Source organism: Synergistaceae bacterium, assembly GCA_017444345.1.
Classification (GTDB): Bacteria; Synergistota; Synergistia; order Synergistales; family Aminobacteriaceae; genus JAFUXM01.
Genome location: JAFSWW010000123.1, coordinates 1 through 23,321 on the forward strand (window position 1 = coordinate 1; position 23,321 = coordinate 23,321).

Below are 23,321 nucleotides of genomic sequence, written 5' to 3' on the forward strand. Positions count from 1 at the left end.
TATCAGGAAGCCTGAATCATATTCCCGTCTTAAATAAATATATCGTGTCATAATCTCATTCGGGCGGGCTGGGTGGGAGAAATTTTTTATTTCTTGTTATAATATTCACATGGCTAATTTACAAATCACAAAATATATTTGTTCAGAATGCGGGCATGTAACAACAACGAAAACGGGCAAATGTCCGGCCTGTAATTCATGGGGGACTCTTGAGGCAGTGCAGGAGTCTAAAACTAGCAGCAATACACGCATAAATTCCCGCAACGTCAAAATAATTAACGCACTCGAAGTAAAAGCTCCTGAAAGAATCTTAACGGGAATTGACGAACTTGATCGAGTCTTAGGCGGAGGACTCGTTCCGGGCGGAGTAGCTTTAATCGGAGGTCAACCCGGTATAGGCAAATCTACGCTATTACTTCAGGCGGCCGGGAGTGTCGCAAAAAATTATAACCGTCCAGTTTTATATATTTCAGGTGAGGAGTCAGATGCTCAAGTTGCTTTGCGTGCTAAGAGGCTCAATACTGAATCAGAAAATTTATATTTATATTCAGGTTCGGACTTAGAAGACGCGTTAAATAATCTTAGTGATAATAATTTTGCGTTTTTCGTGCTTGACAGCGTTCAGGCAATGAGCATAAATAATGATTCGGGCTGGCCGGGTACAGTAACACAAGTAAGGGGAGTAGCTCAAAGAGTTATAGACTCGGCTCGTGAAAAAAATATCCCCGCTGTATTAATCGGACATATCACTAAAGACGGCAAAATCGCGGGCCCTATGATGTTGGAGCACATGGTCGACACAGTATTAAATTTTTCCGGTGAAGGTTATTCGTCATATAGAATGCTTAGAGCCGTTAAAAATCGTTATGGAAGCACCGACGAACTCGGAATATTTGAGATGAGAGAGGACGGCCTAATACCTGTTAAAGATAAAAGCGGGCTTTACTGGAATCGCGACGACTCAGCAGTCCCCGGTGTAGCGATGACTATAGCACTTGAAGGAAATACGCCCCTTGCTGCAGAGATTCAAACTTTGGCGGCTCGTACTGTATTCCCATATCCGCGGCGAACTTCACGAGGGATCGAATTAAATAGATTCCAGCTTTTGACAGCAGTAATAGAGAGACGCTGTAATATTGCCGTGAATGCTCATGATTTATATATAAACGTTGCTGGAGGATTCACGTTACAAGATCCCTCGGCTGATTTACCGGCGTGTGCTGCTATAGCGTCGGCATTAAAAAATGTCTCTCTTCAGGCGGGAACATGCTGGCTCGGAGAAGTGGGACTCGCGGGAGAAATTCGGCCAGTTACAAGAATTGAATTAAGACTGAAGGAGGCTGCGAGACTCGGATTTCATGCTGCTGTAGTGAGTTCACGCGAAAAAATTAAATTCACAGGCATTAAATTAATTCGAGTCTCACACATTGATGAGGCTTTAGCAGGTCTATTAATTCCATCCCGTTGAAGCCCAAGAAATATTATTTAACTTCCATGATTTACGCGAGACATAAACATAATGATGTCTGTAATCTTCTTCCCAGTTCGCATTATAAGGCCAAGAGTCCGGCTTTTCGTGATTGATTGACGAGTCATAACCTCCGCTGGCTAAGACGTAAAAATTTAATATATTATTCCCCGTGTCTAGTTCGCAATATATTTCAAGTATTCCCGGCTCATAGTTATTTTTTTTGTTGCTTGTATTGCGATCCCATGTATTTCTAAATTCAAAATATGCGAAATTTCTGCCAGTTCCTAAATTGTCATCATTCTCAACAAAGAATCTTTCACATTTGAGTTTAAAGAGTTCAGCACCTGAGGCAATATCGATTGACATCACAGCAATATCTATATTTGTCGAAATATTTACATCTCTTGAAGTACCTTCTTTAAGCAATAAAGGCACCCCGGCAGTAGGAGTAACAGCCCATGAATTTATATCGTTTGCTGTTCCTAGTTCATTAAATTCGTCTATATAATATTTTTTTGAGTTATTAGTTGTAACAAAGTAGAATTCATTATTTTGACTCTTCTCTAATTTGCCGGGTAAATATTTTTTCGTATTAATAGCGATAATTTTACTTCTAACTTTTTCAGTATAAAGCAGAGTTAATATATTCCCGCTAATAATATCGCCGACTTTATCAGCTTTTGCACTGTCTGTGAATGTTGAAGCCCAATTACTTAATGTAATATTATTGAATTTATTAATAGAAACCGGCAAATTTTCAAGATCTTGCAAGCCAGTAACTTGATTCATTAAGCTGCGGATATTTGACGAATTGCTGCACCTCCAAAGGCCAAGCCCTGCATGTCTTACTTTCTCGTCAAGAAATGAAATAACACGCTGACCCTTTTCACGAGCTGCTAAAATTTTAGTCGTTCTTGTATAAAAATTTATCGTCATATAGAACGCCCCGCATAAAATTATAATAAAACCTGCCTGTAACATCATTCCCGTTAAAATTTCCGTCAAGATAAAGGCTCTTGATTTATTATTCATGATAGCTGCGAATCTCCTTTATAAATTTATTTATTGTATAGCACTCATAATTATTTATTATTCAAGACAGCTGCAAAAATTTATCGCCTCATATACATAAAACTTGCTTATTTCGTGATAATCGCAAATTTCATCACAAAAAATTTATATAATTGCGTAATTCCTTCGTGTTTAATTTTCCGCAAAAAATTTATTATAATTCTAGCAAAAAAATTTTTACGGGGGGTAATTCTACAATGGAAAAATTTAACGTCTTTAAGTGTGCTAAGTGCGGCAATATCGTTGAAGTCATGCATGTCGGCGGGGGGACTCTTTCATGCTGCGGCGAACCCATGAAACTTTTAAGCGAGAATACAACAGACGCAGCTCAGGAAAAACACGTCCCAGTTCTTGATGACAAGAAAGTAAAAGTCGGCAGTGTCGCTCACCCTATGCAGGAAGATCATTATATTGAGTGGGTCGAGATAATTTCAGGTGATAGAGTCGCAAGATGTTTCTTGAAGCCCGGAGAAGAGCCGGCCGCTGAATTCTGCTGCGCAAAACCAGGTGTAATTATGCGCGAATATTGCAATAAGCACGGACTTTGGAAGGCAAACGCCTAATTTTTTAGCAATAAAGTCAGAAAGAGGTCATTAACTTTGAAAATTTCTCAGGCAATGAGAGACGCTATTAACGAGCAGATAAAGGCAGAATTTGACTCGGCTTATATTTATTTGGCTATGTCGGCATATTTTGAGGATTGCGGGCTGTCTGGTATGGCTCATTGGATGCGAAAACAGTACAAAGAAGAAATCGAACACGCAGAAAAATTCATGAATTATCTTTATGAGCGCGGCGAACGTGTAATTATTCCTGAAATCGCAAAACCTAAAGAGTCATATACTGACGCGCTGGAAGCCTTCAAGACTTCATATAATCATGAACAATATGTAACGTCAAGAATTTATAAACTCGTGGACTTGGCCGTCTCAGAAAAAGATTATGCGACTCAGTCAATGCTTAAATGGTTCGTCGACGAGCAAATGGAAGAAGAAGACAACACAAGCAGCATAGTTAATAAAATTGAGTTCTTAGGCGGGGACAAGCACAGCATTTATCTTGTTGACCGCGAATTATCTGCACGTTAATGCGAAAATTTTTCAGGGGAGTAACAAAAATTGCTTCCCTGTTTTAATAATAATTATCATGCTCAACACTGAAGATTTAAGGGCTTTTCTTGAAGGTTTATATTATGTCTATGCACGCAGGGAATTAATTAATCCTGACCCGTTATATTTTCTCTATAATTATAAAGATGTCCGCGATTTAGAAATTGTAGGGCTTATAGCGTCGTCGCTTGCTTATGGGCGGGTCGCTCAAATTATGAAAAGTGTAGATAAAATTTTGTCCTGCCTCACTGAATCGCCCCGAAAATTTTTACTTGATAATAAAATTTATAATATAGTCCCTGACTCATTTAAGCACAGATTCACGACTTCAGAAGATATTAATAATTTATTGAATAATATCGCAAATATCATAAAGCAATATGACTCGCTTGAAAATTTTTTGCGTGAATGTCTGAAAGATTCAAATTATAATTTATTCCCGGCACTTGATATTTTTTCGGGCAGACTCTCACAAAACAAGAAAGAGGGCGCGTTTTCTCTAGTTACTTCACCTAAAGACGGCAGCGCGTGTAAAAGACTATTTTTATTTCTTAAGTGGCTAGTCAGGTGTGATGACGTTGACCCGGGGGGCTGGGAAGTTATAAAGCCTCGTGATTTAATAGTTCCTACTGATACACACATGTATAATATCTCGCGCAAATTAGGATTCACGACAAGAAAACAGGCAGATTTGAAGACAGCGCAGGAAATTACAGAAGGTTTCAAGAAAATTTGCCCCGATGACCCCGCAAAATATGATTTTGTCTTGACTCGTTTCGGAATCAGAGCCGGACTCAATCGAGATAATTTATTATAAATTCGCCTTCTCGTATAAAGCTGATAATATTTCAGGAGTTATTGAACCGACTTTGTTATAAATAATTTCGCCGTTATGATTTATTATCACAGTTTGCGGCAGTGTTGAAGAGCCTCCTACTATTTGCCAAATTAAATTATTTTCTGAGTCAACTGCAAATTTTATAGCGAAATCCTTTTTTGCGAGAAACTCCGCCGGGTCGTCAGTTATTAGTGATGAGTGAACAGCAAGAACTATAATATTTTCTTTGTGATCGCGATAAAGTGCGTCAAAATACGGCAATTCTTTAACACAAGGCGCGCAGTAAGTGGCCCATAAATTTATAATTATTACTTTGCCGAGATTGTCAGATAAATTAAATTCGCTTCCGTCAAGACATTTTATAGTGAAATTCTCTAGTTTCTGCCCGACCTCATGACCGAGTGAAATATTATTATTAATTTTTTGCGTATTAAAGTAAACGAGACTCGCGCATAATATAATCAACGCAATAACCCATAATAAGCGATTAAAATATTTTCCGGATTCATAATTCCCGAACTTAAAAGATATTGCTTTCTGAGGGCAGATTTTAGCACATTCTCCGCAGTTGATGCACTCATGATCACCGGCAAAACGAACGTCCATTTTGCAAAATTTCACGCAAGCCCCGCAATTAACGCATGAATTATTTACTTTCACGCCGATTATATTAAATTTGTTAAACAGTCCATAAAGCGCACCCAGTGGACATATAAACCTGCAAAAAGTTCTGTAGCAAAATATACACGCCAGCGCAAGAATTATCATGATTATAAATTTACTCGTGAAAAATATTCCCAGCATATTGAATAAATTATCATTCACAGGATTAGATAGAAGACTCACAGCTCCCAGTGTACCCGCCGGACAAATATATTTGCAGAAACCGGGCAGCGGCATATCATGATAAATCGCATAAAATAACGGCATTATTATAACGAGTCCAGCTAGAATTATATATTTTAAATATGAGAGTAAACGCGTAAATCTTGATTTATAAATTTTATAAGTCGGAATCTTATGCAGCAATTCTTGAATCAATCCGATCGGACAAAGCCACCCGCATATACTCCGGCCAAGTATTACACCGTAAAGCGCAATTATTCCCAGTATATACCAGCCTATTTTGTGATTTATTGAGCCTAGCGCATTCTGTAAAGCTCCTAAGGGACAAGCTCCAACAGCACCGGGACAAGAATAGCAGTTTAACCCGGGAACGCACGCAAATTTTATATTACCCCGATAAATTTCGCCGTCAATAAATCCCCGTAAATGAGCATTGAATAATAACGCGCTGTAAAGTTGAATAATTTTCCGTCTCATACTCATAATTAGCCCAGTCCTATACACTCAGTGCAAATATTTATAGCTTTATATAATACATCCCGCGCACTGCCGTTAATGATTCCTGAAATAATTAATATAATTGCTGTAATAATTATTATGACCTGCAAATTTTTGTGTGATTCATGAGGCTTGACTCGTATAAAATTATTCTCAAGTTTTGCGCGTGAACTTGTTTTGACTCCGAGTATAAGCCCGCAAAGAGTCATAATCGCAAATATAATTAATACAGGCATAATACTATAAAATTTTCCTGCAATTATTTCACGAGTATATATAGATTCTAACGGATTCGATAACTTTATTTCAGAACCCGCCCGATAAATTTCAATAAAAGAGTCTGCCAGCCAAATCGTAATAATTACAGCCAGTGCAGACTCAGCAAATAAATAAATTCTCTTGAGCATTAAATTATTTCGTGAGAGTTATAACTATATCGCCGTATTTTTCCGTAGTCTTATAAGTATTCTTATCAGGTTTATAGCCTGCGGGGACTTTCAGGACGTGAATATCGTAAATTTTGCCCTCTTTTGCGTTGTCAAATTCAGCGAGTCCGTTCTCGTCAGTCTTCTCAAGATCGCAGGATTTATCATCGCAAAATTGAAGCATAACATTTTTAACGGGCTGACCTTCTGAATCTTTGACGTAAACCCTGTATAAATTATTATTACTATTATCCATAGCAAGAATTATATTTGAATTAGGCGTAAATCCAAATTTAGCAAGCAAATTATCAAGTGTAGGCTCATATTCGTCAACTGCTGCGCCCTCGATCGGAGTCGTTAAGATTCGCCCTCTGCTGTCAACAAAAAAAGTCGTCGGGTAAGCGTCAACAAATTTAAAGAATTCGGCTGATTCTGTATCTACTAAGACACTTGGATAAGTAACGCCCTTATCTTGTAATAAAGATTTTGCATCGTCCCGTGAAAAATTATCGCCCTCGACTTCAACGCCTATAATTCCGCAGCCTTTCTCCTGTAATCTGTAGTGAAGCTGTGCAAGGTCGTCAAGCTCATCAACGCAGAACGGGCACCATGTACCCCAGAGATTTACCATTGTGATTTTATTTGCCGCAAAAAGCTGCTGACTCGTTAAAGTCTCGCCGTCTAAAGTTTCACCCTGAAAGCTGATAATCTTCCCGACTGCTGCAGAATCTGCCTCGGCCAGCTGGAAGAACATAGCATTATTTACACCCGCAAATGAAGTCGAGCAGCATAACACAGACATAATCAATGAAAGTATAAATATTTTTTTCATGATATTATAGTGCCTCCTATAAATAATATAAGCGACATGATAATAATAAATTTTTATTTTTACAAGTTTTCAGCACGGGAATACAAATTTTTGCTTATTCTGTAATAATTGCCTTGTTGATAATTTTCCGCGAGTCTATAATTTCAGCAATTAATTTATTTTATTCAGGAGGTATATTTTACATGAAAAAATTTTTTTTGCTAGTTCTTGCTATAGTGCTTATTGCGTCAAGTGCCTTTGCTTGGACTCCGTCAAAAAATGTTACAGTCATTGTAGCATATAAGGCCGGTTCAGGAACTGACAACACAGCGCGGGTACTCTCAAAATTTGCAAATGAGACAGTCGGCAAAACTCTTGTCATTCAAAATCTTGAAGGCGGTTCAGGCTCCATCGGTTGGACTGCTTTATCACAAGCCCGCCCCGACGGTTACACACTGGGATTCGTGAATCTTCCGACTTTATGCTCAAACATTGTCGAACAGTTAGGCGATTACAAGATTGATGATTTTGTGCCTATCTGCAATCACGTAAACGAGACTGCTATTGTATTAGTCGCTAAAAATTGCCCGTTTAATTCGCTTGAAGAGTTAATTAAGTACGCAAAAGAGAATCCCGGAAAGCTCAAAGCCTCAACAAATGGCAACAAAGCAAGCAATCACATCGGCGCGGAGTTACTCGCAAAATCAGCAGGATTCACTTATATGGCCATACCCTACGGCGGGACTGCAGATCAGTTATTAGCACTCAGACAGGGAGAAGTCGATTTTTCCGTAGCAAAAGAGGCCGATATTGCTTCAATGTTGAGCGAAGTTAAAGTATTAGGAGTCTTTGCTGAAAAAAGGATGTCTAGCTTCCCCGATGCTCCTACACTGGGAGAAATGGGACTCTATAATAAATGGTACGGGAGCGCGCGCGCAATTGTAGCACCTAAGGGGACAAAGCCTGAAGTTATAGCATTCTATGAAGAGGCATTCAAGAAAGCAATGGAGAATCCCGAATACATCGCAGCAGCCAAGAAAGCCGGAGTAACGACTCTTTACATGAACGCAGAAGATACAGCAAAATTAATTAATCAACAATATGAATTCTGCACAAATGAAGTCGCTAAACTCTGGGAGTAATCAAGATTTTATGCAGTGCCTGAGGCGTGTGTCTCAGGCTTTAATTTTATAGGGAGGCATTATTAATATGAAGAAAACAGATATAGGCGTGTGTCTTGCAATGTATGCTATATGCGCGTTTTTCCTGTATATGACTCTGAATTTACCTAAGGCCGCACAAATTTATCCGTTATGTATAATTGTCTTGCTTGCTGCTTTAACGAGTCTGCACGTTATAAACATGATTCGCGGGACAATTCGTGAGGGAGTAACTAGCGGGCTTGAAGATTTCAAAAATTTTATACCCGGACAATTTTTTATAATATTCGCGTTGATCATAATTTATTTAGTCATAATGCCATATGCCGGCTTTTATGTCTCTAGTATATTATTCATGAGCGCGGCACTTTTATTTTTGCGGGTTAAACTCTGGCAGATCTTACTTGCTGAAATAGTTATAATTGCTTTAGTTTATTGCGCGTTTACTTTATTTCTTGAAGTCAGATTACCTGCGGGAACATTATTTGATTCGTGGGAGGTGCTGTAAATGAGTGAGACTTTATCATTAATGGCCGGGGGATTTATGCACGCGTTTTTACCCGTGAATCTCTTAGCAATGACTGCGGGCGTTACAATCGGAATAATAATCGGCTGTCTTCCCGGTTTATCTGCAGCAATGGGAGTCGCTTTGTTACTGCCTATGACATTCTCAATGGAAGCATCAACGGGAATGATTATGTTAGGGGCGATTTACTGCGGGGCAATATTCGGCGGGTCAATTTCTGCGATTTTAATACACACACCGGGGACTCCTGCGAGCGCGGCGACTGCAATAGAAGGCTATCAAATGACTCTGAAGGGTCAAGCGGGGAAGGCACTCGGGACGGCCTGCATTGCGTCATTTTTCGGCGGGCTGCTTTCTTGTATATCACTGTATTTCTTTGCTCCTTTACTTGGCCAGCTCGCTATGAAATTCGGATCTCCTGAATATTTCTGGCTGTCTATATTTGGATTAACTATAATTGCCGGAGTCTCTTCTAAATCAATGGTCAAGGGCTTAATGAGCGGTGCGCTCGGACTCTTGCTCTCAACAATCGGAATGGATCCCATGCAAGGAGTCAAAAGATTCATGTTCGGCCAAGCGTCATTATATGAAGGGATTAACGTAACTTGCGCATTAATCGGCCTATTCTCAATGAGTCAGGCTTTAGTCTTAGCTGAGGCAAAAATCAAGGAACGTGCGAGGGCTACAGAATTTCATGATAGAATGCTGCTCACAAAGTCAGAATTACGAGAAATTGCGCCGACGATCGGGCGTTCATGGATAATCGGGAATCTTGTCGGAATTTTGCCGGGTGCAGGAGCCTCAATAGCTTGTTTCATGGGATATAACACGGCTCGGCAGTTCTCGAAACATAAAGAATTATTCGGGCACGGTTCATATGAAGGAGTCGCGGGCAGTGAGGCGGCAAATAATGCAGTTACAGGCGGTTCACTGATTCCCATGTTGACTCTGGGAATTCCCGGAGAAAGTGTTACAGCTGTGTTAATGGGCGGCTTGATAATTCAGGGATTGACTCCCGGACCTAATTTATTTGTCGGTGAGACTGCGAAGATGACATATACATTTTTTGCGGGCTTTGTGTTGATTCAATTTTTTATGCTGGGAATCGGCTTATTAGGCTGCCGGGGATTTGCCCATATTGCTAGATTGAGCGACGCTATATTAATTCCTTCTGTAACGATTTTATGTGTAGTCGGCTCATTTGCTATACATCAAAATTTTGTCGACGTTGTTATTATGCTAATATTCGGTGTAATAGGCTGGCTTGCTCGTAAATTCGGGCTTAATAATGCCGCAATAGTCTTAGCTTTAATACTCGGTCCGATCGGTGAAAAAGGTCTGCGGCGTTCTTTGTTGTTATCAGGGGGCGACCCTAAAATTTTATTCTCGACTCCAGTCTGCTGGGTGTTAATAATTTTGTGCGTACTCGGTATATTATCGCCGGTCTTAATGGATAAAATGTCGAAGGGAGTCAGTGAGGAGTAAAATGGTCTTCTCGTCGGGAGTATTCTTGTTTGTATTCTTGCCTGTCCTTCTCGTGATTTATTATGCGCTGAAGGGCAGGACAGCCCGGAATTATATTTTGCTGGCAGCGAGCTTATTATTTTATGCATGGGGTGAGCCAGTATTTATATTTATAATGCTTGCTGCTATATTTGCGAATTATTATTTAGTGCTTATCATGTCAAGTAATTCACATAAAAAATTTTGGCTAGTTTGTGCTATATTGCTTGATATTATTTTGCTGGGAGTGTTCAAATACGCGTCATTTATTACACAAAATATCGCAGCTCTAACAGGTTATAATGCGATTCGGGTAAATATTGCGCTGCCCATCGGGATTTCATTTTTTACGTTTCAAATGATGTCATACGTTTTTGATGTCTATTATGGGAAGTCAAGTCCGCAAAAGAATCCTTTATACGTGGCATTATATATAGCATTCTTCCCGCAGTTAATAGCCGGCCCTATAGTTCGTTATAATCAGATTGAAGCTGAAATCACAAATCGTCATGAAAATTTTGATGACTTCTCAGAAGGAGTGAGGCGATTTATTTACGGACTGGGCAAAAAGATTTTACTTGCTAATTTTCTTGCTGTAATAGCTGATAATATTTTCGGCTATATAAATAATCCCTCTGTTATGATGTCATGGCTGGGAGCGGCTGCTTACACTCTGCAGATATATTTTGATTTTTCCGGTTATAGTGATATGGCCATAGGGCTGGGCTTAATGTTTGGATTTCATTTCAGCGAAAATTTTAATTACCCGTATATTTCAGGAAGCATAACAGAATTTTGGCACAGGTGGCATATTTCGTTGTCGACATGGTTTAGGGATTACGTTTATATACCCTTAGGAGGCAGCCGAGTCAATAAAGCGCGGCATATCTTGAATATTTTTACGGTCTGGCTCTTGACTGGAATTTGGCACGGAGCTAACTGGACATTTATTTTATGGGGATTAATATATTTTGCTGTATTAATTCTTGAGAAAGAGACGGCCATAATTAAGCGTCTAAAAATTTTCTCCCATGTATATACGCTTTTAATAGTGATTCTTGCGTGGGTTATATTCCGGTCTGAAAGTATCTCATCAGGATTAAATTATATTGCGTCAATGTTCGGCTTGAATTCAAATAAATTTTGCGACTCGGGCTTTCTTGTTTACGTAAAAGGCTCGTGGGTAGTCTTGCTTGCTGGATTAGCGGGGATATTTCCGTTTGTGAATAAATTTCGCAGGACTTGGCCGGAGTCTATATGGCTTGTGTTAGTGCTGATTGTCTCGATTTGCGAAATAGTAAGCTCAAGTTATAACCCGTTTATATATTTTAATTTCTAGTGAGTTAATCATCATGAAGGCACAAAAATTTTCTGTATATATTCTTGAAATAGATTTGCGATATTTCACGGGGAATCTTATATCAGGAAGCGGAAATAATATTTTTAAGTAAGAAAGGAGCATATTATGAAGTTAAGGCCTGAAAAATTTTTATCGTGTATATTTATATGTCTGCTAGTTTTATTTCTGAGTTTAGTATTTTTTCAGCTTGGAAGAAGAGGACTCGATAAAATGAAGGATCCTGAAGATTCGCTGCCGTCCATTGAAATCGACTGGACAAAATTATACCCATTTGAGTCTGAGTCTGATTTTGACTCTGAATCTGCACAAATTACGCAATTTACGCAAGGGGGGGGGGTATTACGGCGGATTTATAATTATCTCAAAGCGAGAATCGATGAGCATACTAGCAAAAAACTTATTTTTTACAGCGGCATTATCGAGAACGCTAAAAGATACGAAAAATTTATAAAATGGGATATTGCTTACATGGGAGATTATAACCCTGTAGTAAGACTCAGCGATGGATATTTAACGGTATTTACTCCGAGCCGTGATGTAACAGGAGATGCCCTCTCAACATTAGAACTTGCAAATTTCTGCGAGTCACTAGATATAAAATTTTTATATATTAACTTGCCTAATAAAATATGCGTCTCACAAGATAAAGACGTGTCGGGAATTCTTGATTACTGTAACCAAAACACTGATAAATTTTTGAACATGCTAAAAGATTTCGGCGTGAAATATTGTGATTTACGAAAAAATTTGCATGAAAGCGGCCTGAATCATCATGAGGCATTTTTCCGGACTGATCATCATTGGAAGCCTGAAACGGGACTCTGGGCAGCTCGTGAAATTCTAAAATTTTTACGCAATAATTATAACTGGCCTGTTACTCCTGAAATCTTGAATCCTGAAAATTTTGATATAGTCATTTATAAAGATAGAATGTTCGGCTCTCAAGGAGTAAAAGTAACTTTACTGCAAGACAAGCCCGAAGATTTCTCGATGATATATCCGAAATTTGATACGCTGATTCATTTCGAGATACCAAATTTGCTAATAAACAAGAGCGGCGATTTTAACATAACTTACAACGATAGATCACTACGAAAACGAAATTATAATTATTATGTATCGAATCCATACAGCATTTATAATCATGGACAAGGTGCGTTCACACGAGTTACAAATTATTTGACATCGTGCGATAAAAAAATTTTAGTGATAACTGATTCATTTGGAACTGTATTTAATCCGTTTTTTGCGCTTGGTGTAAAACAATTATGCGAGATAGATTTACGCTATTTTACAGGCAGTGTGAAAAGCATTATCAAATCCGAACGCCCTGACATGGTCATTATTACGTATTATACAACTCAACCGGGAATATCATCTATATATAAGAACAACAAACTTTTTGATTTCAGATAATAAAATTTCTCCCCGACTCGGACTCGCTCTGAATTCGGGGATTTATTTATTTTCACGCACCGTAAACTAAATTAGGCAGCCACAGCACAGTTTCAGGAAAAAATATCATGAATGCTACTACTAAGATCACGGCCAAATAAAACGCTATTCCATATCTGAATGTCTCCTGAATCGAACAGCCCATTATGTCGCTCACTGCATATAAACCCGTCCCGACCGGAGGAGTCATTACTCCAAATGTTACAGTAGTCATCATAATCATGCCGAACACAACAGGATCGACTCCGACTCTTTGCATGACAGGCAATAAAATCGGCGTTAAAATCAAAGCTATTACAGTCGTCTCCATAAAGCACCCGCATAAAAGCAAGAATAACACGACTAAGAATAATAGCAGCGTAGAATTATTTGTAACTGACACGAGAGCCGACGCAATTGTCGTTGTCAAATTATCGAATACTATTCCATAGCCGAAAACTCCGGAAAAACATAATATAATAGTAATCACTGTAATATCTTTAACGGAATCTTTCAGCGTCTGAATCAAAACCGGCCAAGTGAGTTCACGATATATAACAGTCCCGACAAAAATAGCATATGCACAAGCAAACGCACCGGACTCAGACGGACTCATTATGCCGAATCTAATCAAGACTATTAGCAAAACAGGAAATAACAACGCCCATATTGACGCAACTACTTCACGCAAAATTTCTCGTAATGAAGCGGGCTTATCGTGTTCAGGTTTGTAGCCGAGTCTTCTAGCTGATAAACTCGTAGCAATCATTAAAAGCGTCATCATCAACAAGCCCGGAACCCATCCCGCCATAAATAAACGTCCGATTGAGACCTCCCCGACTGTGCCGTAAATAATTAATCCCATTGACGGAGGAATCGTCGCAACAATCAAGCCCGACAATCCATTTACAGCAGCCGCCCAGCCCCTTGCATAACCGAGTCTAAGCATTTCAGGCCCTAAAATTCTTGTCTCCATTGCCGCATCTGCCACTGCCGAGCCTGAGACTCCGCCCATCAAAGTAGAAAGCACGCAAGAAACTTGGCCGATATTTCCGTACATATGACCCGTCAAGACATTCGCAAGCCTCATTAACCGCCTCGTGATTCCTGTAGCGTTCATTAAGTTGCCAGCTAGAATAAATAGGGGGATTGCTAACATCGTGAAACTTTGAGTCGTAGAAATAGATTTCTGAACAAGTATACTCATGGGCAGAGATTTCATAATGAAAAACGCGAATCCTGAAATCCCGATTGCGAAGGCGACAGGCATTCCCAGCACTAAGAAAACTAGAAATATAATTATTGCTGTTGACATTATTATTTATTCCCCCATTCTGATAAAGGAGTCTTTATTGATTTTATTAGATTTATAGCGGTATTAATAAACATTAAGCAAGCTCCGACCGGAACGCAAGAAGTAACCCACGCATATGAAATATTTAACGTCGTAATCATTCGCCGTGAATAGCCCTGTGCATATTGATAGCCATAAATTACTAGAGCAGCAAGGAAAATTAATATTATTATCTTGAATGTAATATCTAAAAATTTTTGCAGCCATTTCGGGAACATCTTTACAAATAAATCAACTCCGATTAATCCGGTCGTGCGAATTGCTATATCTCCCCCTAAAAAGCACATCCATGCAAACATTACGAGTGCCGCGTCTTGTGCCCAGTTAATGGGATATCCGAATGTCCGTGATAATGCCGCAGTAAATACAAGCAAAGTCAACCCGGCAAGCAATAACAAAGCAAGTGACTCTTCAAGAGCGCAAAATTTTTTATATAAATATTTCATGTAAATTAATTCACTCCCTCACAAACAAAAAAAGCGGGGAATTCTTGAGCTCCCCGCAAATATTCGCAAAATTATTATAGTCCTGCTTCCTTGTAAATGTCCTCGCGCAATTTCGTCCAGCCTAATTCTTCATATGCAGAGGCAGCAGCTTTCTTGAATGCGTCTTTATCAACTTTAGTAATAATCATTCCGTGATCTACTAAAATTTTTTCCAAATCGGCTTGAGCTGCTTCAATCTCGCGGGCATTCTTGACTCCGTTGTTGTAACATGCTTCAAGAATTATTTTCTTATATTCGTCCGGTAATTTCGAGAACCACGCCTCACCGCATACTAAGCAGTTGAATAAATTTATATGCTCAGTCTTTGCTACGTATTTGCAGACTTCATAAATATGACTCGACACAGCCGACGTATATTGAACCTCGCAGGCGTCTATCATTTTTGTCTGCATAGCATTATAGACTTCTGACCATGCGATATTATAAGGAGTCGCGCCCATTGCCTTAATTGACGCGTTATAGGGTGCAGCACTGGGAGTCCTTGTTACTACGCCTTTGAGATCTGCGGGAGTCTTTACTTCTTTGTTTTGCATGAATGATCTTGCGCCGTCATAGTAATTAAAGCAGAGAATCCTCAAGCCCTGATTTACTAACTCATCAGTCCATTTCTTGAATGTAGCAGTGTTAATGACTTTCAGACCAGCGTCATAATTATCAACAAAATATGCCATGTTGAATATTCCGATATCCTTCACGTAATTTGACATTCTGCCAGCGTCGCTTAATACTGCGATCCCGATTCCTGCGATTGCCTGATCGATCATGTCTTCTTCTCCGCCTAATTGTGATGACGGATAAATCGTAACTTTAACGCCGCCCTTTGTCTTCTCGTTGATTTCGTCAGCAGCAGCCTTTAAGCCCGCATAAATCATTGATGTTTCTGTCTGAGTAGTTGAGATTCTGAGCTCGAATGTCTCAGCAAATCCCGCCACACAAATTGTGAAAGTCATAACAAGCGCGGTTAATACTGCAAAAAACTTTTTCATGATAATAAATCCTCCCTGTTAAATAAAATATTTATAATGTAATATGAGTAAATAAATTTTAGCGTAAAAAAATTTGTTATGTATATGCAGAAATGCTTGACTTTATAGCGAGTTAATAAATTTTTTTGTTTGAGTGCGTTATCTCCAGTAAAAGATTTATAAAATTTTCGTGTTTCTTATTCTAAATACTTTATTATGTGTCAATATATTATAAAAATTTTCGCTACGTCTATAATATAAGCATGTAAAAATTTCTGGCTTTGTGATAAAATTCTTTGCTAGTTATTCAGGGTGATTAGCTCAGGGGTAGCAGCGCTTCCTTCACACGGAAGAGGCCACTGGTTCAAATCCAGTATCACCCATTTTTTTATGTTTATATCGCGTTGACTTTCACAAAAATTATTATTCATTCATAAAATATAAAAGAAATCCCGCGCTGTGATATACTTAACAAGTAACAAAAAATTTCGCACGTCCAGATTAGATTAAAGGTGTCATGTGAAATAACGTGATTAAAATTTGGACGCAGATTTTAACCTTTATATTAGGAGGAAATATTAAATTGGCAGTAGCAAGTATGAAGCAGTTGCTTGAATGCGGAGTCCATTTCGGACATCAGACACGCCGCTGGAATCCCAAAATGAAGCCTTACATTTTCACCGAACGTAACGGAGTCTATATCATTGACCTTCAGAAGACAGTTAAAGGCCTTGACCGCGCATATGATTTCATTCGCGAAACAGCAGCAGCAGGCGGACATGTTTTATTTGTAGGCACTAAGAGGCAGGCTCAGGAAACTATCAGAGACGAAGCAACAAGGTGCGGGCAGTATTATATTAATCAACGCTGGCTGGGCGGACTTATGACTAACTTCCCGACTATCAGACGCAGAATCTCCCGCATGTTAGAATTACGCAAATATGATGAAGAAGGCACTTGGGAAGAATTCACGAAAAAAGAGACGGCAGCACTCAAGAAAGAACAGCTAAAACTTGAGAAATATCTCGGCGGAATTGCTGCAATGACTTCTGTACCCGATGCAATTTTCTTAATTGATCCCAGACGTGAAGAAAACGCAATCGCTGAAGCCCGCAAATTAGGCATTCCTGTTGTATCAATTGTAGACACAAACTGCGACCCCGAAATGATTGATTATCCCATTCCCGGAAATGATGACGCTATCAGAGCAATTAAATTAATTACCGGCTTAATGGCTAATGCTGTTATCGAGGGCAGGCAGGGCGAGGACGCTGTTATTATTCCTGTTCAGGAGTTGAGCGGCACGGATGCACTGAGCGACGACGAAAAATTAATTGCTGAACGTGAACGCCTCCATGATACTTATGAGGGCAATATTGACGACGAGACAATGGAGGGGTAAATCATGGCAGAAATTACAGCAGCAAAAGTTAAGGAATTACGCGAGCGCACAGGGTCGGGAATGATGGACTGCAAAAAAGCTCTTGCAGAGACTAACGGCGATATGGAGAAAGCTATAGACTATCTTCGTGAAAAAGGTCTAGCAAAGGCAGCTAAGAAGGCCGAACGTAACGCAAGCGACGGCAGAATCTTCCATATTGTGAGTCCCGACGGCAAACTCGGAGTCATGATTGAACTTAACAGCGAGACAGATTTTGTAGCTAAGACTGACGAGTTTAACGGGCTCGGAAACAGCATAACGACTCATTTATTCAATAAGGCATTTGCTGATAACGAGTCATTGCTTGCAAGTGTTCACGAGTCAGGAAGCACAATTAATGAATTAATCACGGGAATTATTGCCAAGCTCGGCGAGAATATCGTGTTAAAGCGTTTTGCAAGATTTGACGTAGCTGACGGCCGCGCATTCTGTTATATTCATAGTAATTACAAAGTCGGTGCTTTGCTTGAACTCGAATCACAAGATAAATCAAAACTTGAGACTCCCGAATTTGCAGAGTTAGGACATGAAATTTGTATGCAGATAGCAGCAGCTAACCCGTTATATTTAGTCTCTGAAGATGTCCCCGAAGAAGTAATAGACCGCGAGAAATCAGTTTATCGTCAGCAGCTTTTAGACGAGGGCAAACCGGCGGACAAAATCGAGAAAATTATTCCCGGCAAGTTAAGAAAATATTTCGATACTGTTTGCTTGCTTGAACAGGAATATATTAGAGACTCAGACAAGAGAGTTAAAGATTTGCTTGCTGAAGTAGGTAAAAAGCTCGGCACAAAATTAACAGTGAAGCGTTTTGCACGTTTTGCTATTGGCGAGTAATAAAATTTTTGCCCGGTGTGAGTGATTGCGCCGGGTATTTTTTTAAGTTTACGGAGGCGGAGATAATGCCCAGATTCAGACGTATATTATTGAAGCTCTCAGGAGAATTATTAGCGGGCGATAAACATTCAAGCTTAGATTTCGGGGTAATTCAGGATTTCGCCGAGAATTTAGCAAAGATTCGTGATGGAGGCTTTGAGCTTTCTCTTGTAATAGGCGGCGGGAACATGCTGCGCGGGCGTGATGCTCTTGATTACGGGCTTGACAGAGTCAGCGTTGACTCTATAGGAATGCTCGGCACTGTTATGAATGCTTTGGCAGTAAAAGCAGCACTTGCAAATATAAATATTCCCGCTCAAGTTCTGTCGGCTGTAGGAATGCCCCCGATCGCTGATTTATATAATCGTGAACGAGCCCGGGATTTGCTTGCGTCTGGTCATGTCGTGATTTTTGCGGCAGGAACAGGACACCCATTTTTCTCGACTGATACGGCGGCGGCTTTAAGAGCTTCAGAATTAGGACTCGATTGCATGATTAAGGGCACAAAAGTTAACGGCATTTACGATAAAGACCCCGAAAAATTTTCAGATGCTAAATTTATAGCCGAGTTAACTTACAGCGAGGCAATTTCACGCGATATTAAAGTCATGGACACAGCAGCGTTTGCAATTTGCCGAGAAAATAAAATTCCCGTCTGGGTCATAAATGTACATGATTCGGGCTGGGCTGATAATATAATTAACGGTGTCAATACGGGCACACTTTTAAAGGAGGATTAATTAACGATGGCAGTAGATGAACTTGCAGAACTACGCGCAAATATGGATAAGGCTATAGCTTTTCTTCAGAGTGAATATTTGTCGATAAGGACGGGACGCGCTCACCCCGGACTCGTCAGTGATATTAAAGTCGACTATTACGGGAATCCCACGCCTATTAAGCAGCTCGCAAATGTTACTATTCCTGAAAGCAGGTCGATTCAGGTTGCCCCGTTCGACAAAGGGACTCTAAAAGCTATCGAGAAAGCAATTTTAGCGGCAAATATCGGGATGACTCCTCAAAGCGACGGGACAGTTATACGCATGACCCTGCCCGAACTCACTAAAGCAAGACGCGTAGAACTCACGAAATTATTAGCCCGCAAAGCAGAAGAGTCTAAAGTCGTTATCAGGAATTACAGGCGCGATATTATAGAGACTCTCAAGAAACAAGAGAAGGCCTCAGAAATCACAGAAGATGACCTAAAGAAATTTACTAAAGATGTTCAGGATATTACGGACAAATATATTAAGAAAATTGACGAGGTCTACAAGGTCAAAGAAAAAGAAGTACTTGAAGATTAATTAAAGAAGGGGGATTTATTTAATATGGACGAAAGCACCCAGTATAATACGCCCGGTTACGTAACGTTTAAGATGAAATTTAAGCGTCTGACAGGAATCGATTTGAACTCGTATAAAGATCAGATTCACCGCAGGACTCACGAATTAATGAATCGCTGGAAATGCAAGAATCATGACGAATATTTTGATATGATTAACAGCGACGAGAAAAAATTACGTGAATTCCTTGATCACCTGACAATTAACGTGTCTGAATTTTTCAGGAATGACTCTCAATGGTGGAAGCTCAGAGATAAAATTATTCCCGAATTGATTCAGAAGCGCAAAACTAAACGCCTTAAACTTTGGAGTGCAGGCTGTGCAACAGGTGAAGAGCCTTACTCGCTCGCAATTCTCTCGGCTGTATGCGGACTCGATACTATGAATCCGGTTTTAGCAGCTGATATTGATCAGGGAGCAATTAACACGGCCATGAAGGCAAATTATCGTAAAGCGCAATTATTGAATGTCCCTAGAGAGTATCTAGCAAAATATTTCACGACTAAGGACGGCGGCGCAACTTATGACGTTAACCCCGAAATCAAGCGCAGAGTCTCATTCAAAAAATTTAACATGATTGAAGATCCATTCGGGGCAAATTTTGATATTATTCTTTGTAGAAATGTCGTTATTTATTTCACTGGAGCAACTAAGGACAAATTATACAAGAAATTTTTTGACGCACTTGCTCCCGGAGGTTATTTCTTGGTCGGGTCAACTGAGCAGATTTACGGCTATCAACAAATAGGATTCGAGTCAGCGGGGCCGTTCTTATACACGAAAAAATAAAAAATGTATGAGCATTCGTTGACTAATTCACTGAAAAATGTAGTCCTGAGTCTCTGCAATCAAACCGGCTGGCGTAAAGTTACTCGCGTCATTGCAAAAGTCGGCGGCCTTAGGAGCGTCAATCCTGAATTAATGTCGTTTATCTTTGCAGGACTCACAAAGGACACACCCGCAGAAGGCGCAATCTTATCGGTTATAATGCTGCCCATAACTTTGCGCTGTAATTCTTGCGGCAGAATAGGAATCCGTGAAGAAAAAAATTTTACTTGTCCCACTTGCGGAAGTGAGAATATCAAAATATTATCAGGCTTTGAGCTTGGTATTGAAGCAATCGAGGTAGAAAGCAACTTTTATAATCATGAATGACAACGGAAAGAAAATATTATCTCAATTATCAGAACGCCAGCAGCAGGCAGTAAAATACATTGATGGGCCTTTGCTTGTGTTAGCAGGTGCAGGGAGCGGGAAGACTCGAGTCCTTACTCATAAAATAGCATGGCTAGTAGCTGAAAATATCACCGAACCCGATAAAATTTTAGCTGTAACTTTCACGAATAAAGCCGCCGGAGAAATGAAATCACGTATAGACTCGCTTTTACCGGGAGTCAAAATCAACGCGGGGACTTTTCACGGATTCGGAGTAAAATTTTTATTCAGACACAGGGCAGCAGCTGCAGAAATTGCCGGGCTTGCTAATAATTTTTCAGTTTTTGACAGAAATGACTCGCGCTCACTTTTACAGCAATTAATAAAAGAATTGAAGTTCCCGGAGGGAGAATTAACACCGGCTCAAGCAATGGACTCTATAGCACGCGATTATATGATGTGGGCCGAATCAGTTCACGAGTCAGAACTTGACGAGAATACATACAAACTCGCTCATGCCTATAGAAATAGACTCAGGGAACTTAACGCAGTAGATTTTGACGATTTAATGATTTTGCCGCTTCAAATTTTGAGCCGTTATCCCGAAATCAGACGCAAAGAACAGGAGCAAATAGAATGGCTCTTAGTTGACGAATATCAAGACGTGAATTTGCCGCAGTATAAATTAATTCGTTACTTGGCCGGGCCTAACTGCATTGTCAATGTTGTAGGAGATCCCGATCAGTCAATTTATGGGTGGCGCGGTGCTGAACTTAGAATGATTCTAAATTTTGAACACGATTTTGATGACGCTAAAACTATTATTCTTGATGAGAATTACAGATCTACACGAAATATTTTAGACGCGTCTAATGCACTAATACGCAATAATACAGCGCGATTAAAGAAGGATTTACACACGTCGAGAAGTCAGGGGGAGAAGATTTACACTCTTTTAGCGCAGAATGATTTTCAGGAGGCAGATTTTATTGTTCAGGAAATCGAGAGGCTTTGCAGAATATATAATTATGACTATAAAGATATAGCGATTTTATACAGACAGAACGCAATGAGCCGTATTTATGAGCAGAAATTTTTAGAGAATCATATTCCCTATAGAGTCATTAAAGGCCTGTCATTTTATGACCGCATGGAAGTCCGTGATGTGTTAGCTATATTGAAACTCGCTTTGAATCCATTTGACCGTGCAGCACTTGACCGAGTCGCAAATTTCGCAATTAAGGGAATGGGTCCTAAACGCCGCGCAGAATTTGAAGAATGGCTCTCAACACAGAAAGATTCACGCGATGACCCCGCAAAAATATGGTCTCTTATTCTCGGCGGAGCTTGGAACGTTACAGGCGCATTTCTTGACGTAATGAAAAATTTTGCGTCCCATATGTGCGCTATTCTTGATGTTGCCGACGACGGAATAAGGCCGGCTGTAAATTATGTGCTCGAAGATATGAATTATAGAGAATATCTAAAGCAGCATGACTCGGATTCATGGAGCGACAGAGTCGAAAACGTTAAAGAGTTAAAATCTATCGTTCCAAATGGCAAATTAAGCGAGACTTTAGCAGAAGCAGCACTATTTACTGACGCTGACACCCAGCCAGAAAATCAAGAAAGCGCAGTAGGTTTATTGACCCTTCACGCCTCAAAAGGTTTAGAGTTCCCCGTTGTATTTCTTGTCGGCATGGAAGAAGACATATTCCCAAGTTCACACGCCCGCGATAATGAAGACGAAATGGAAGAAGAACGCCGATTGTGTTATGTTGGAATGACACGAGCCGAAGAACGTTTATATTTGACTGCTGCGAGGTCCCGGAGGCTTTACGGCGGATTGATGCAAAAAGGTTTCTCGCGATTCTTGTTTGAGATTCCCGATTCATGTCAAAAAGTAGACGACAGAGGGAAGGCTCCAGTAAGACAACAAACTTTTTTCAGGCGAAATAATTATAATGATTATAGCAGTAACAGGAAGTATCGGGGCTGGTAAATCAACAGTCAGTAAATTACTGGCTGAAAAAATTTGCTGTGAAAGGTTTGACGCTGATTCAATAGTCGCTGAATTATGGCAGAGCGGAGAAATTAAATCACTCGCAATAAAACGCTGGGGCAATAAAATTATTGACTCATCAGGAAATATTATCAAGTCAGAAATTTCACGGCAGATTTTCACACATGAAAGCGAATACAAATTTTGTAATGATATGCTTCACTCTCAAGTCATGAGCGAATTATACGAACGAGCAAAAAATTTAACAAATTCAGTGCTTGAGATCCCATTATTATTTGAAGCCGGGCGGCCTTCATGGATTAATATAATAATTTATGTGAGAGCAGACTATAAAATCAGACTCGCAAGGTGCATTAATAATCGCGGATGGACTGAGCAGGAATTATTGAGACGCGGAAAATTTTTACTCCCTGAAAGTATTAAGATCTCGCAAAGTGATTATATTATCATGAATAACAAAGGACTTGACGATTTACAGGGAGAAATTAATTCATTTGTTGAAAAATTTATAATTTGATTTATCAAACGGGCTATTAATGAGTCCCCCGCGCACGCTTTTATCCTTCCCACCCGCCCGCCCTAGATAATTTATCCTACGCACATGCA

At 39.7% G+C, this 23,321-nt stretch carries 24 protein-coding genes and 1 tRNA gene; 18 read left to right on the forward strand and 7 right to left on the reverse strand.

The genetic code is table 11. The features are described from left to right. Positions 1-109: 109 nt before the first annotated feature. Positions 110-1,468 carry a DNA repair protein RadA gene (gene radA, locus IJS99_09550; protein MBQ7562055.1) on the forward strand — a complete coding sequence of 453 codons (1,359 nt, stop codon included), beginning with the start codon at positions 110-112 and terminating at the stop codon, positions 1,466-1,468. Here radA and IJS99_09555 read toward each other — a convergent pair. After that, the gene (locus IJS99_09555) at positions 1,451-2,503 is read right to left on the reverse strand and encodes a hypothetical protein (GenBank protein MBQ7562056.1); all 1,053 of its coding nucleotides are present in this window, start codon (positions 2,501-2,503) and stop codon (positions 1,451-1,453) included. The two genes, radA and IJS99_09555, sit on opposite strands and share 18 nt — an antisense overlap. Positions 2,504-2,739: 236 nt before the next feature. Between IJS99_09555 and IJS99_09560 the strand changes: the two genes are divergently transcribed. The 3 genes from IJS99_09560 to IJS99_09570 are packed head-to-tail and all read left to right on the forward strand — an operon-like array spanning position 2,740 to position 4,468. Continuing rightward, entirely contained in the window at positions 2,740-3,105 is a 366-nt protein-coding gene (locus IJS99_09560; GenBank protein MBQ7562057.1) for a desulfoferrodoxin, read from the forward strand. Positions 3,106-3,159: 54 nt separating this feature from the next. After that, positions 3,160-3,630, forward strand: coding sequence for a ferritin (locus tag IJS99_09565; protein MBQ7562058.1), 471 nt, complete (start codon positions 3,160-3,162; stop codon positions 3,628-3,630). Continuing rightward, positions 3,602-4,468: a TIGR02757 family protein gene (locus IJS99_09570; protein MBQ7562059.1), complete on the forward strand. Its 867-nt coding sequence runs from the start codon at positions 3,602-3,604 to the stop codon at positions 4,466-4,468. Before IJS99_09565 ends, IJS99_09570 begins: the two co-directional genes overlap by 29 nt. Here IJS99_09570 and IJS99_09575 read toward each other — a convergent pair. The 3 genes from IJS99_09575 to IJS99_09585 are packed head-to-tail and all read right to left on the reverse strand — an operon-like array spanning position 4,463 to position 7,090. Continuing rightward, positions 4,463-5,818 carry a redoxin family protein gene (locus tag IJS99_09575; protein ID MBQ7562060.1) on the reverse strand — a complete coding sequence of 452 codons (1,356 nt, stop codon included), beginning with the start codon at positions 5,816-5,818 and terminating at the stop codon, positions 4,463-4,465. The two genes, IJS99_09570 and IJS99_09575, sit on opposite strands and share 6 nt — an antisense overlap. 2 nt (positions 5,819-5,820) lie before the next feature. Then, positions 5,821-6,240 carry a hypothetical protein gene (locus IJS99_09580; protein MBQ7562061.1) on the reverse strand — a complete coding sequence of 140 codons (420 nt, stop codon included), beginning with the start codon at positions 6,238-6,240 and terminating at the stop codon, positions 5,821-5,823. A gap of 4 nt (positions 6,241-6,244) precedes the next feature. Then, positions 6,245-7,090 carry a redoxin domain-containing protein gene (locus IJS99_09585; protein ID MBQ7562062.1) on the reverse strand — a complete coding sequence of 282 codons (846 nt, stop codon included), beginning with the start codon at positions 7,088-7,090 and terminating at the stop codon, positions 6,245-6,247. Between the two features lie 182 nt (positions 7,091-7,272). On the opposite strand from IJS99_09585, the gene IJS99_09590 reads away from it, so the two are divergent. The 5 genes from IJS99_09590 to IJS99_09610 all read left to right on the forward strand — a co-directional run bounded on the left by IJS99_09590 (position 7,273) and on the right by IJS99_09610 (position 13,034). Beyond that, entirely contained in the window at positions 7,273-8,211 is a 939-nt protein-coding gene (locus IJS99_09590) for a tripartite tricarboxylate transporter substrate binding protein (GenBank protein ID MBQ7562063.1), read from the forward strand. A 67-nt stretch (positions 8,212-8,278) separates the two neighbouring features. Further along, positions 8,279-8,737, forward strand: coding sequence for a tripartite tricarboxylate transporter TctB family protein (locus IJS99_09595; GenBank protein ID MBQ7562064.1), 459 nt, complete (start codon positions 8,279-8,281; stop codon positions 8,735-8,737). Next, on the forward strand, positions 8,738-10,240 hold the full coding sequence (locus IJS99_09600) for a tripartite tricarboxylate transporter permease (protein MBQ7562065.1): 1,503 nt from the start codon (positions 8,738-8,740) through the stop codon (positions 10,238-10,240). 1 nt (position 10,241) lies between these two features. Then, positions 10,242-11,597 (forward strand): MBOAT family protein, encoded by a 1,356-nt coding sequence (locus tag IJS99_09605; GenBank protein MBQ7562066.1) that lies wholly within the window; start codon positions 10,242-10,244, stop codon positions 11,595-11,597. A 126-nt stretch (positions 11,598-11,723) separates the two neighbouring features. After that, positions 11,724-13,034 carry a hypothetical protein gene (locus IJS99_09610; GenBank protein MBQ7562067.1) on the forward strand — a complete coding sequence of 437 codons (1,311 nt, stop codon included), beginning with the start codon at positions 11,724-11,726 and terminating at the stop codon, positions 13,032-13,034. A 52-nt stretch (positions 13,035-13,086) separates the two neighbouring features. Here IJS99_09610 and IJS99_09615 read toward each other — a convergent pair whose 3' ends face one another. The 3 genes from IJS99_09615 to IJS99_09625 all read right to left on the reverse strand — a co-directional run bounded on the left by IJS99_09615 (position 13,087) and on the right by IJS99_09625 (position 15,898). Continuing rightward, positions 13,087-14,367, reverse strand: a complete 1,281-nt coding sequence (locus tag IJS99_09615) for a TRAP transporter large permease (GenBank protein MBQ7562068.1) — start codon at positions 14,365-14,367, stop codon at positions 13,087-13,089. Between the two features lie 2 nt (positions 14,368-14,369). After that, positions 14,370-14,852: a TRAP transporter small permease gene (locus tag IJS99_09620; GenBank protein ID MBQ7562069.1), complete on the reverse strand. Its 483-nt coding sequence runs from the start codon at positions 14,850-14,852 to the stop codon at positions 14,370-14,372. A 74-nt stretch (positions 14,853-14,926) separates the two neighbouring features. Continuing rightward, complete coding sequence (locus IJS99_09625) at positions 14,927-15,898, reverse strand: C4-dicarboxylate TRAP transporter substrate-binding protein (protein ID MBQ7562070.1); 972 nt, start codon at positions 15,896-15,898, stop codon at positions 14,927-14,929. A 289-nt stretch (positions 15,899-16,187) separates the two neighbouring features. On the opposite strand from IJS99_09625, the gene IJS99_09630 reads away from it, so the two are divergent. The 9 genes from IJS99_09630 to coaE all read left to right on the forward strand — a co-directional run bounded on the left by IJS99_09630 (position 16,188) and on the right by coaE (position 23,232). Beyond that, a tRNA-Val gene (locus IJS99_09630) sits at positions 16,188-16,260 on the forward strand. Positions 16,261-16,460: 200 nt separating this feature from the next. After that, the gene (rpsB, locus tag IJS99_09635; protein ID MBQ7562071.1) at positions 16,461-17,279 is read left to right on the forward strand and encodes a 30S ribosomal protein S2; all 819 of its coding nucleotides are present in this window, start codon (positions 16,461-16,463) and stop codon (positions 17,277-17,279) included. 3 nt (positions 17,280-17,282) lie between these two features. Then, positions 17,283-18,155, forward strand: coding sequence for an elongation factor Ts (locus tag IJS99_09640; GenBank protein ID MBQ7562072.1), 873 nt, complete (start codon positions 17,283-17,285; stop codon positions 18,153-18,155). Positions 18,156-18,220: 65 nt separating this feature from the next. Continuing rightward, complete coding sequence (locus IJS99_09645) at positions 18,221-18,934, forward strand: UMP kinase (GenBank protein ID MBQ7562073.1); 714 nt, start codon at positions 18,221-18,223, stop codon at positions 18,932-18,934. A 6-nt stretch (positions 18,935-18,940) separates the two neighbouring features. Next, entirely contained in the window at positions 18,941-19,498 is a 558-nt protein-coding gene (frr, locus tag IJS99_09650) for a ribosome recycling factor (GenBank protein ID MBQ7562074.1), read from the forward strand. A gap of 24 nt (positions 19,499-19,522) precedes the next feature. Then, complete coding sequence (locus IJS99_09655) at positions 19,523-20,326, forward strand: protein-glutamate O-methyltransferase CheR (GenBank protein ID MBQ7562075.1); 804 nt, start codon at positions 19,523-19,525, stop codon at positions 20,324-20,326. Positions 20,327-20,329: 3 nt separating this feature from the next. Then, positions 20,330-20,692, forward strand: coding sequence for a hydrogenase maturation nickel metallochaperone HypA (locus IJS99_09660; GenBank protein ID MBQ7562076.1), 363 nt, complete (start codon positions 20,330-20,332; stop codon positions 20,690-20,692). Beyond that, positions 20,685-22,694 (forward strand): UvrD-helicase domain-containing protein, encoded by a 2,010-nt coding sequence (locus IJS99_09665; protein ID MBQ7562077.1) that lies wholly within the window; start codon positions 20,685-20,687, stop codon positions 22,692-22,694. The genes IJS99_09660 and IJS99_09665 overlap by 8 nt, the downstream gene beginning before the upstream one ends. Beyond that, entirely contained in the window at positions 22,657-23,232 is a 576-nt protein-coding gene (coaE, locus tag IJS99_09670) for a dephospho-CoA kinase (GenBank protein MBQ7562078.1), read from the forward strand. Before IJS99_09665 ends, coaE begins: the two co-directional genes overlap by 38 nt. The last annotated feature ends 89 nt before the right edge of the window (positions 23,233-23,321 follow it).

Coding starts and splice junctions, on each gene's coding strand:
- IJS99_09620 (MBQ7562069.1), bottom strand. CDS start 14,852: ATGAAATATTTATATAAAAAATTTTGCGCTCTTGAAGAGTCACTTGCT.
- IJS99_09585 (MBQ7562062.1), bottom strand. CDS start 7,090: ATGAAAAAAATATTTATACTTTCATTGATTATGTCTGTGTTATGCTGC.
- IJS99_09595 (MBQ7562064.1), top strand. CDS start 8,279: ATGAAGAAAACAGATATAGGCGTGTGTCTTGCAATGTATGCTATATGC.
- IJS99_09560 (MBQ7562057.1), top strand. CDS start 2,740: ATGGAAAAATTTAACGTCTTTAAGTGTGCTAAGTGCGGCAATATCGTT.
- IJS99_09655 (MBQ7562075.1), top strand. CDS start 19,523: ATGGACGAAAGCACCCAGTATAATACGCCCGGTTACGTAACGTTTAAG.
- IJS99_09615 (MBQ7562068.1), bottom strand. CDS start 14,367: ATGTCAACAGCAATAATTATATTTCTAGTTTTCTTAGTGCTGGGAATG.
- IJS99_09590 (MBQ7562063.1), top strand. CDS start 7,273: ATGAAAAAATTTTTTTTGCTAGTTCTTGCTATAGTGCTTATTGCGTCA.
- IJS99_09640 (MBQ7562072.1), top strand. CDS start 17,283: ATGGCAGAAATTACAGCAGCAAAAGTTAAGGAATTACGCGAGCGCACA.
- IJS99_09555 (MBQ7562056.1), bottom strand. CDS start 2,503: ATGAATAATAAATCAAGAGCCTTTATCTTGACGGAAATTTTAACGGGA.
- IJS99_09600 (MBQ7562065.1), top strand. CDS start 8,738: ATGAGTGAGACTTTATCATTAATGGCCGGGGGATTTATGCACGCGTTT.
- IJS99_09625 (MBQ7562070.1), bottom strand. CDS start 15,898: ATGAAAAAGTTTTTTGCAGTATTAACCGCGCTTGTTATGACTTTCACA.
- IJS99_09660 (MBQ7562076.1), top strand. CDS start 20,330: ATGTATGAGCATTCGTTGACTAATTCACTGAAAAATGTAGTCCTGAGT.
- frr (MBQ7562074.1), top strand. CDS start 18,941: ATGGCAGTAGATGAACTTGCAGAACTACGCGCAAATATGGATAAGGCT.
- radA (MBQ7562055.1), top strand. CDS start 110: ATGGCTAATTTACAAATCACAAAATATATTTGTTCAGAATGCGGGCAT.
- IJS99_09575 (MBQ7562060.1), bottom strand. CDS start 5,818: ATGAGTATGAGACGGAAAATTATTCAACTTTACAGCGCGTTATTATTC.
- IJS99_09665 (MBQ7562077.1), top strand. CDS start 20,685: ATGAATGACAACGGAAAGAAAATATTATCTCAATTATCAGAACGCCAG.
- IJS99_09580 (MBQ7562061.1), bottom strand. CDS start 6,240: ATGCTCAAGAGAATTTATTTATTTGCTGAGTCTGCACTGGCTGTAATT.
- IJS99_09645 (MBQ7562073.1), top strand. CDS start 18,221: ATGCCCAGATTCAGACGTATATTATTGAAGCTCTCAGGAGAATTATTA.
- IJS99_09610 (MBQ7562067.1), top strand. CDS start 11,724: ATGAAGTTAAGGCCTGAAAAATTTTTATCGTGTATATTTATATGTCTG.
- IJS99_09565 (MBQ7562058.1), top strand. CDS start 3,160: ATGAGAGACGCTATTAACGAGCAGATAAAGGCAGAATTTGACTCGGCT.
- coaE (MBQ7562078.1), top strand. CDS start 22,657: ATGATTATAGCAGTAACAGGAAGTATCGGGGCTGGTAAATCAACAGTC.
- IJS99_09605 (MBQ7562066.1), top strand. CDS start 10,242: ATGGTCTTCTCGTCGGGAGTATTCTTGTTTGTATTCTTGCCTGTCCTT.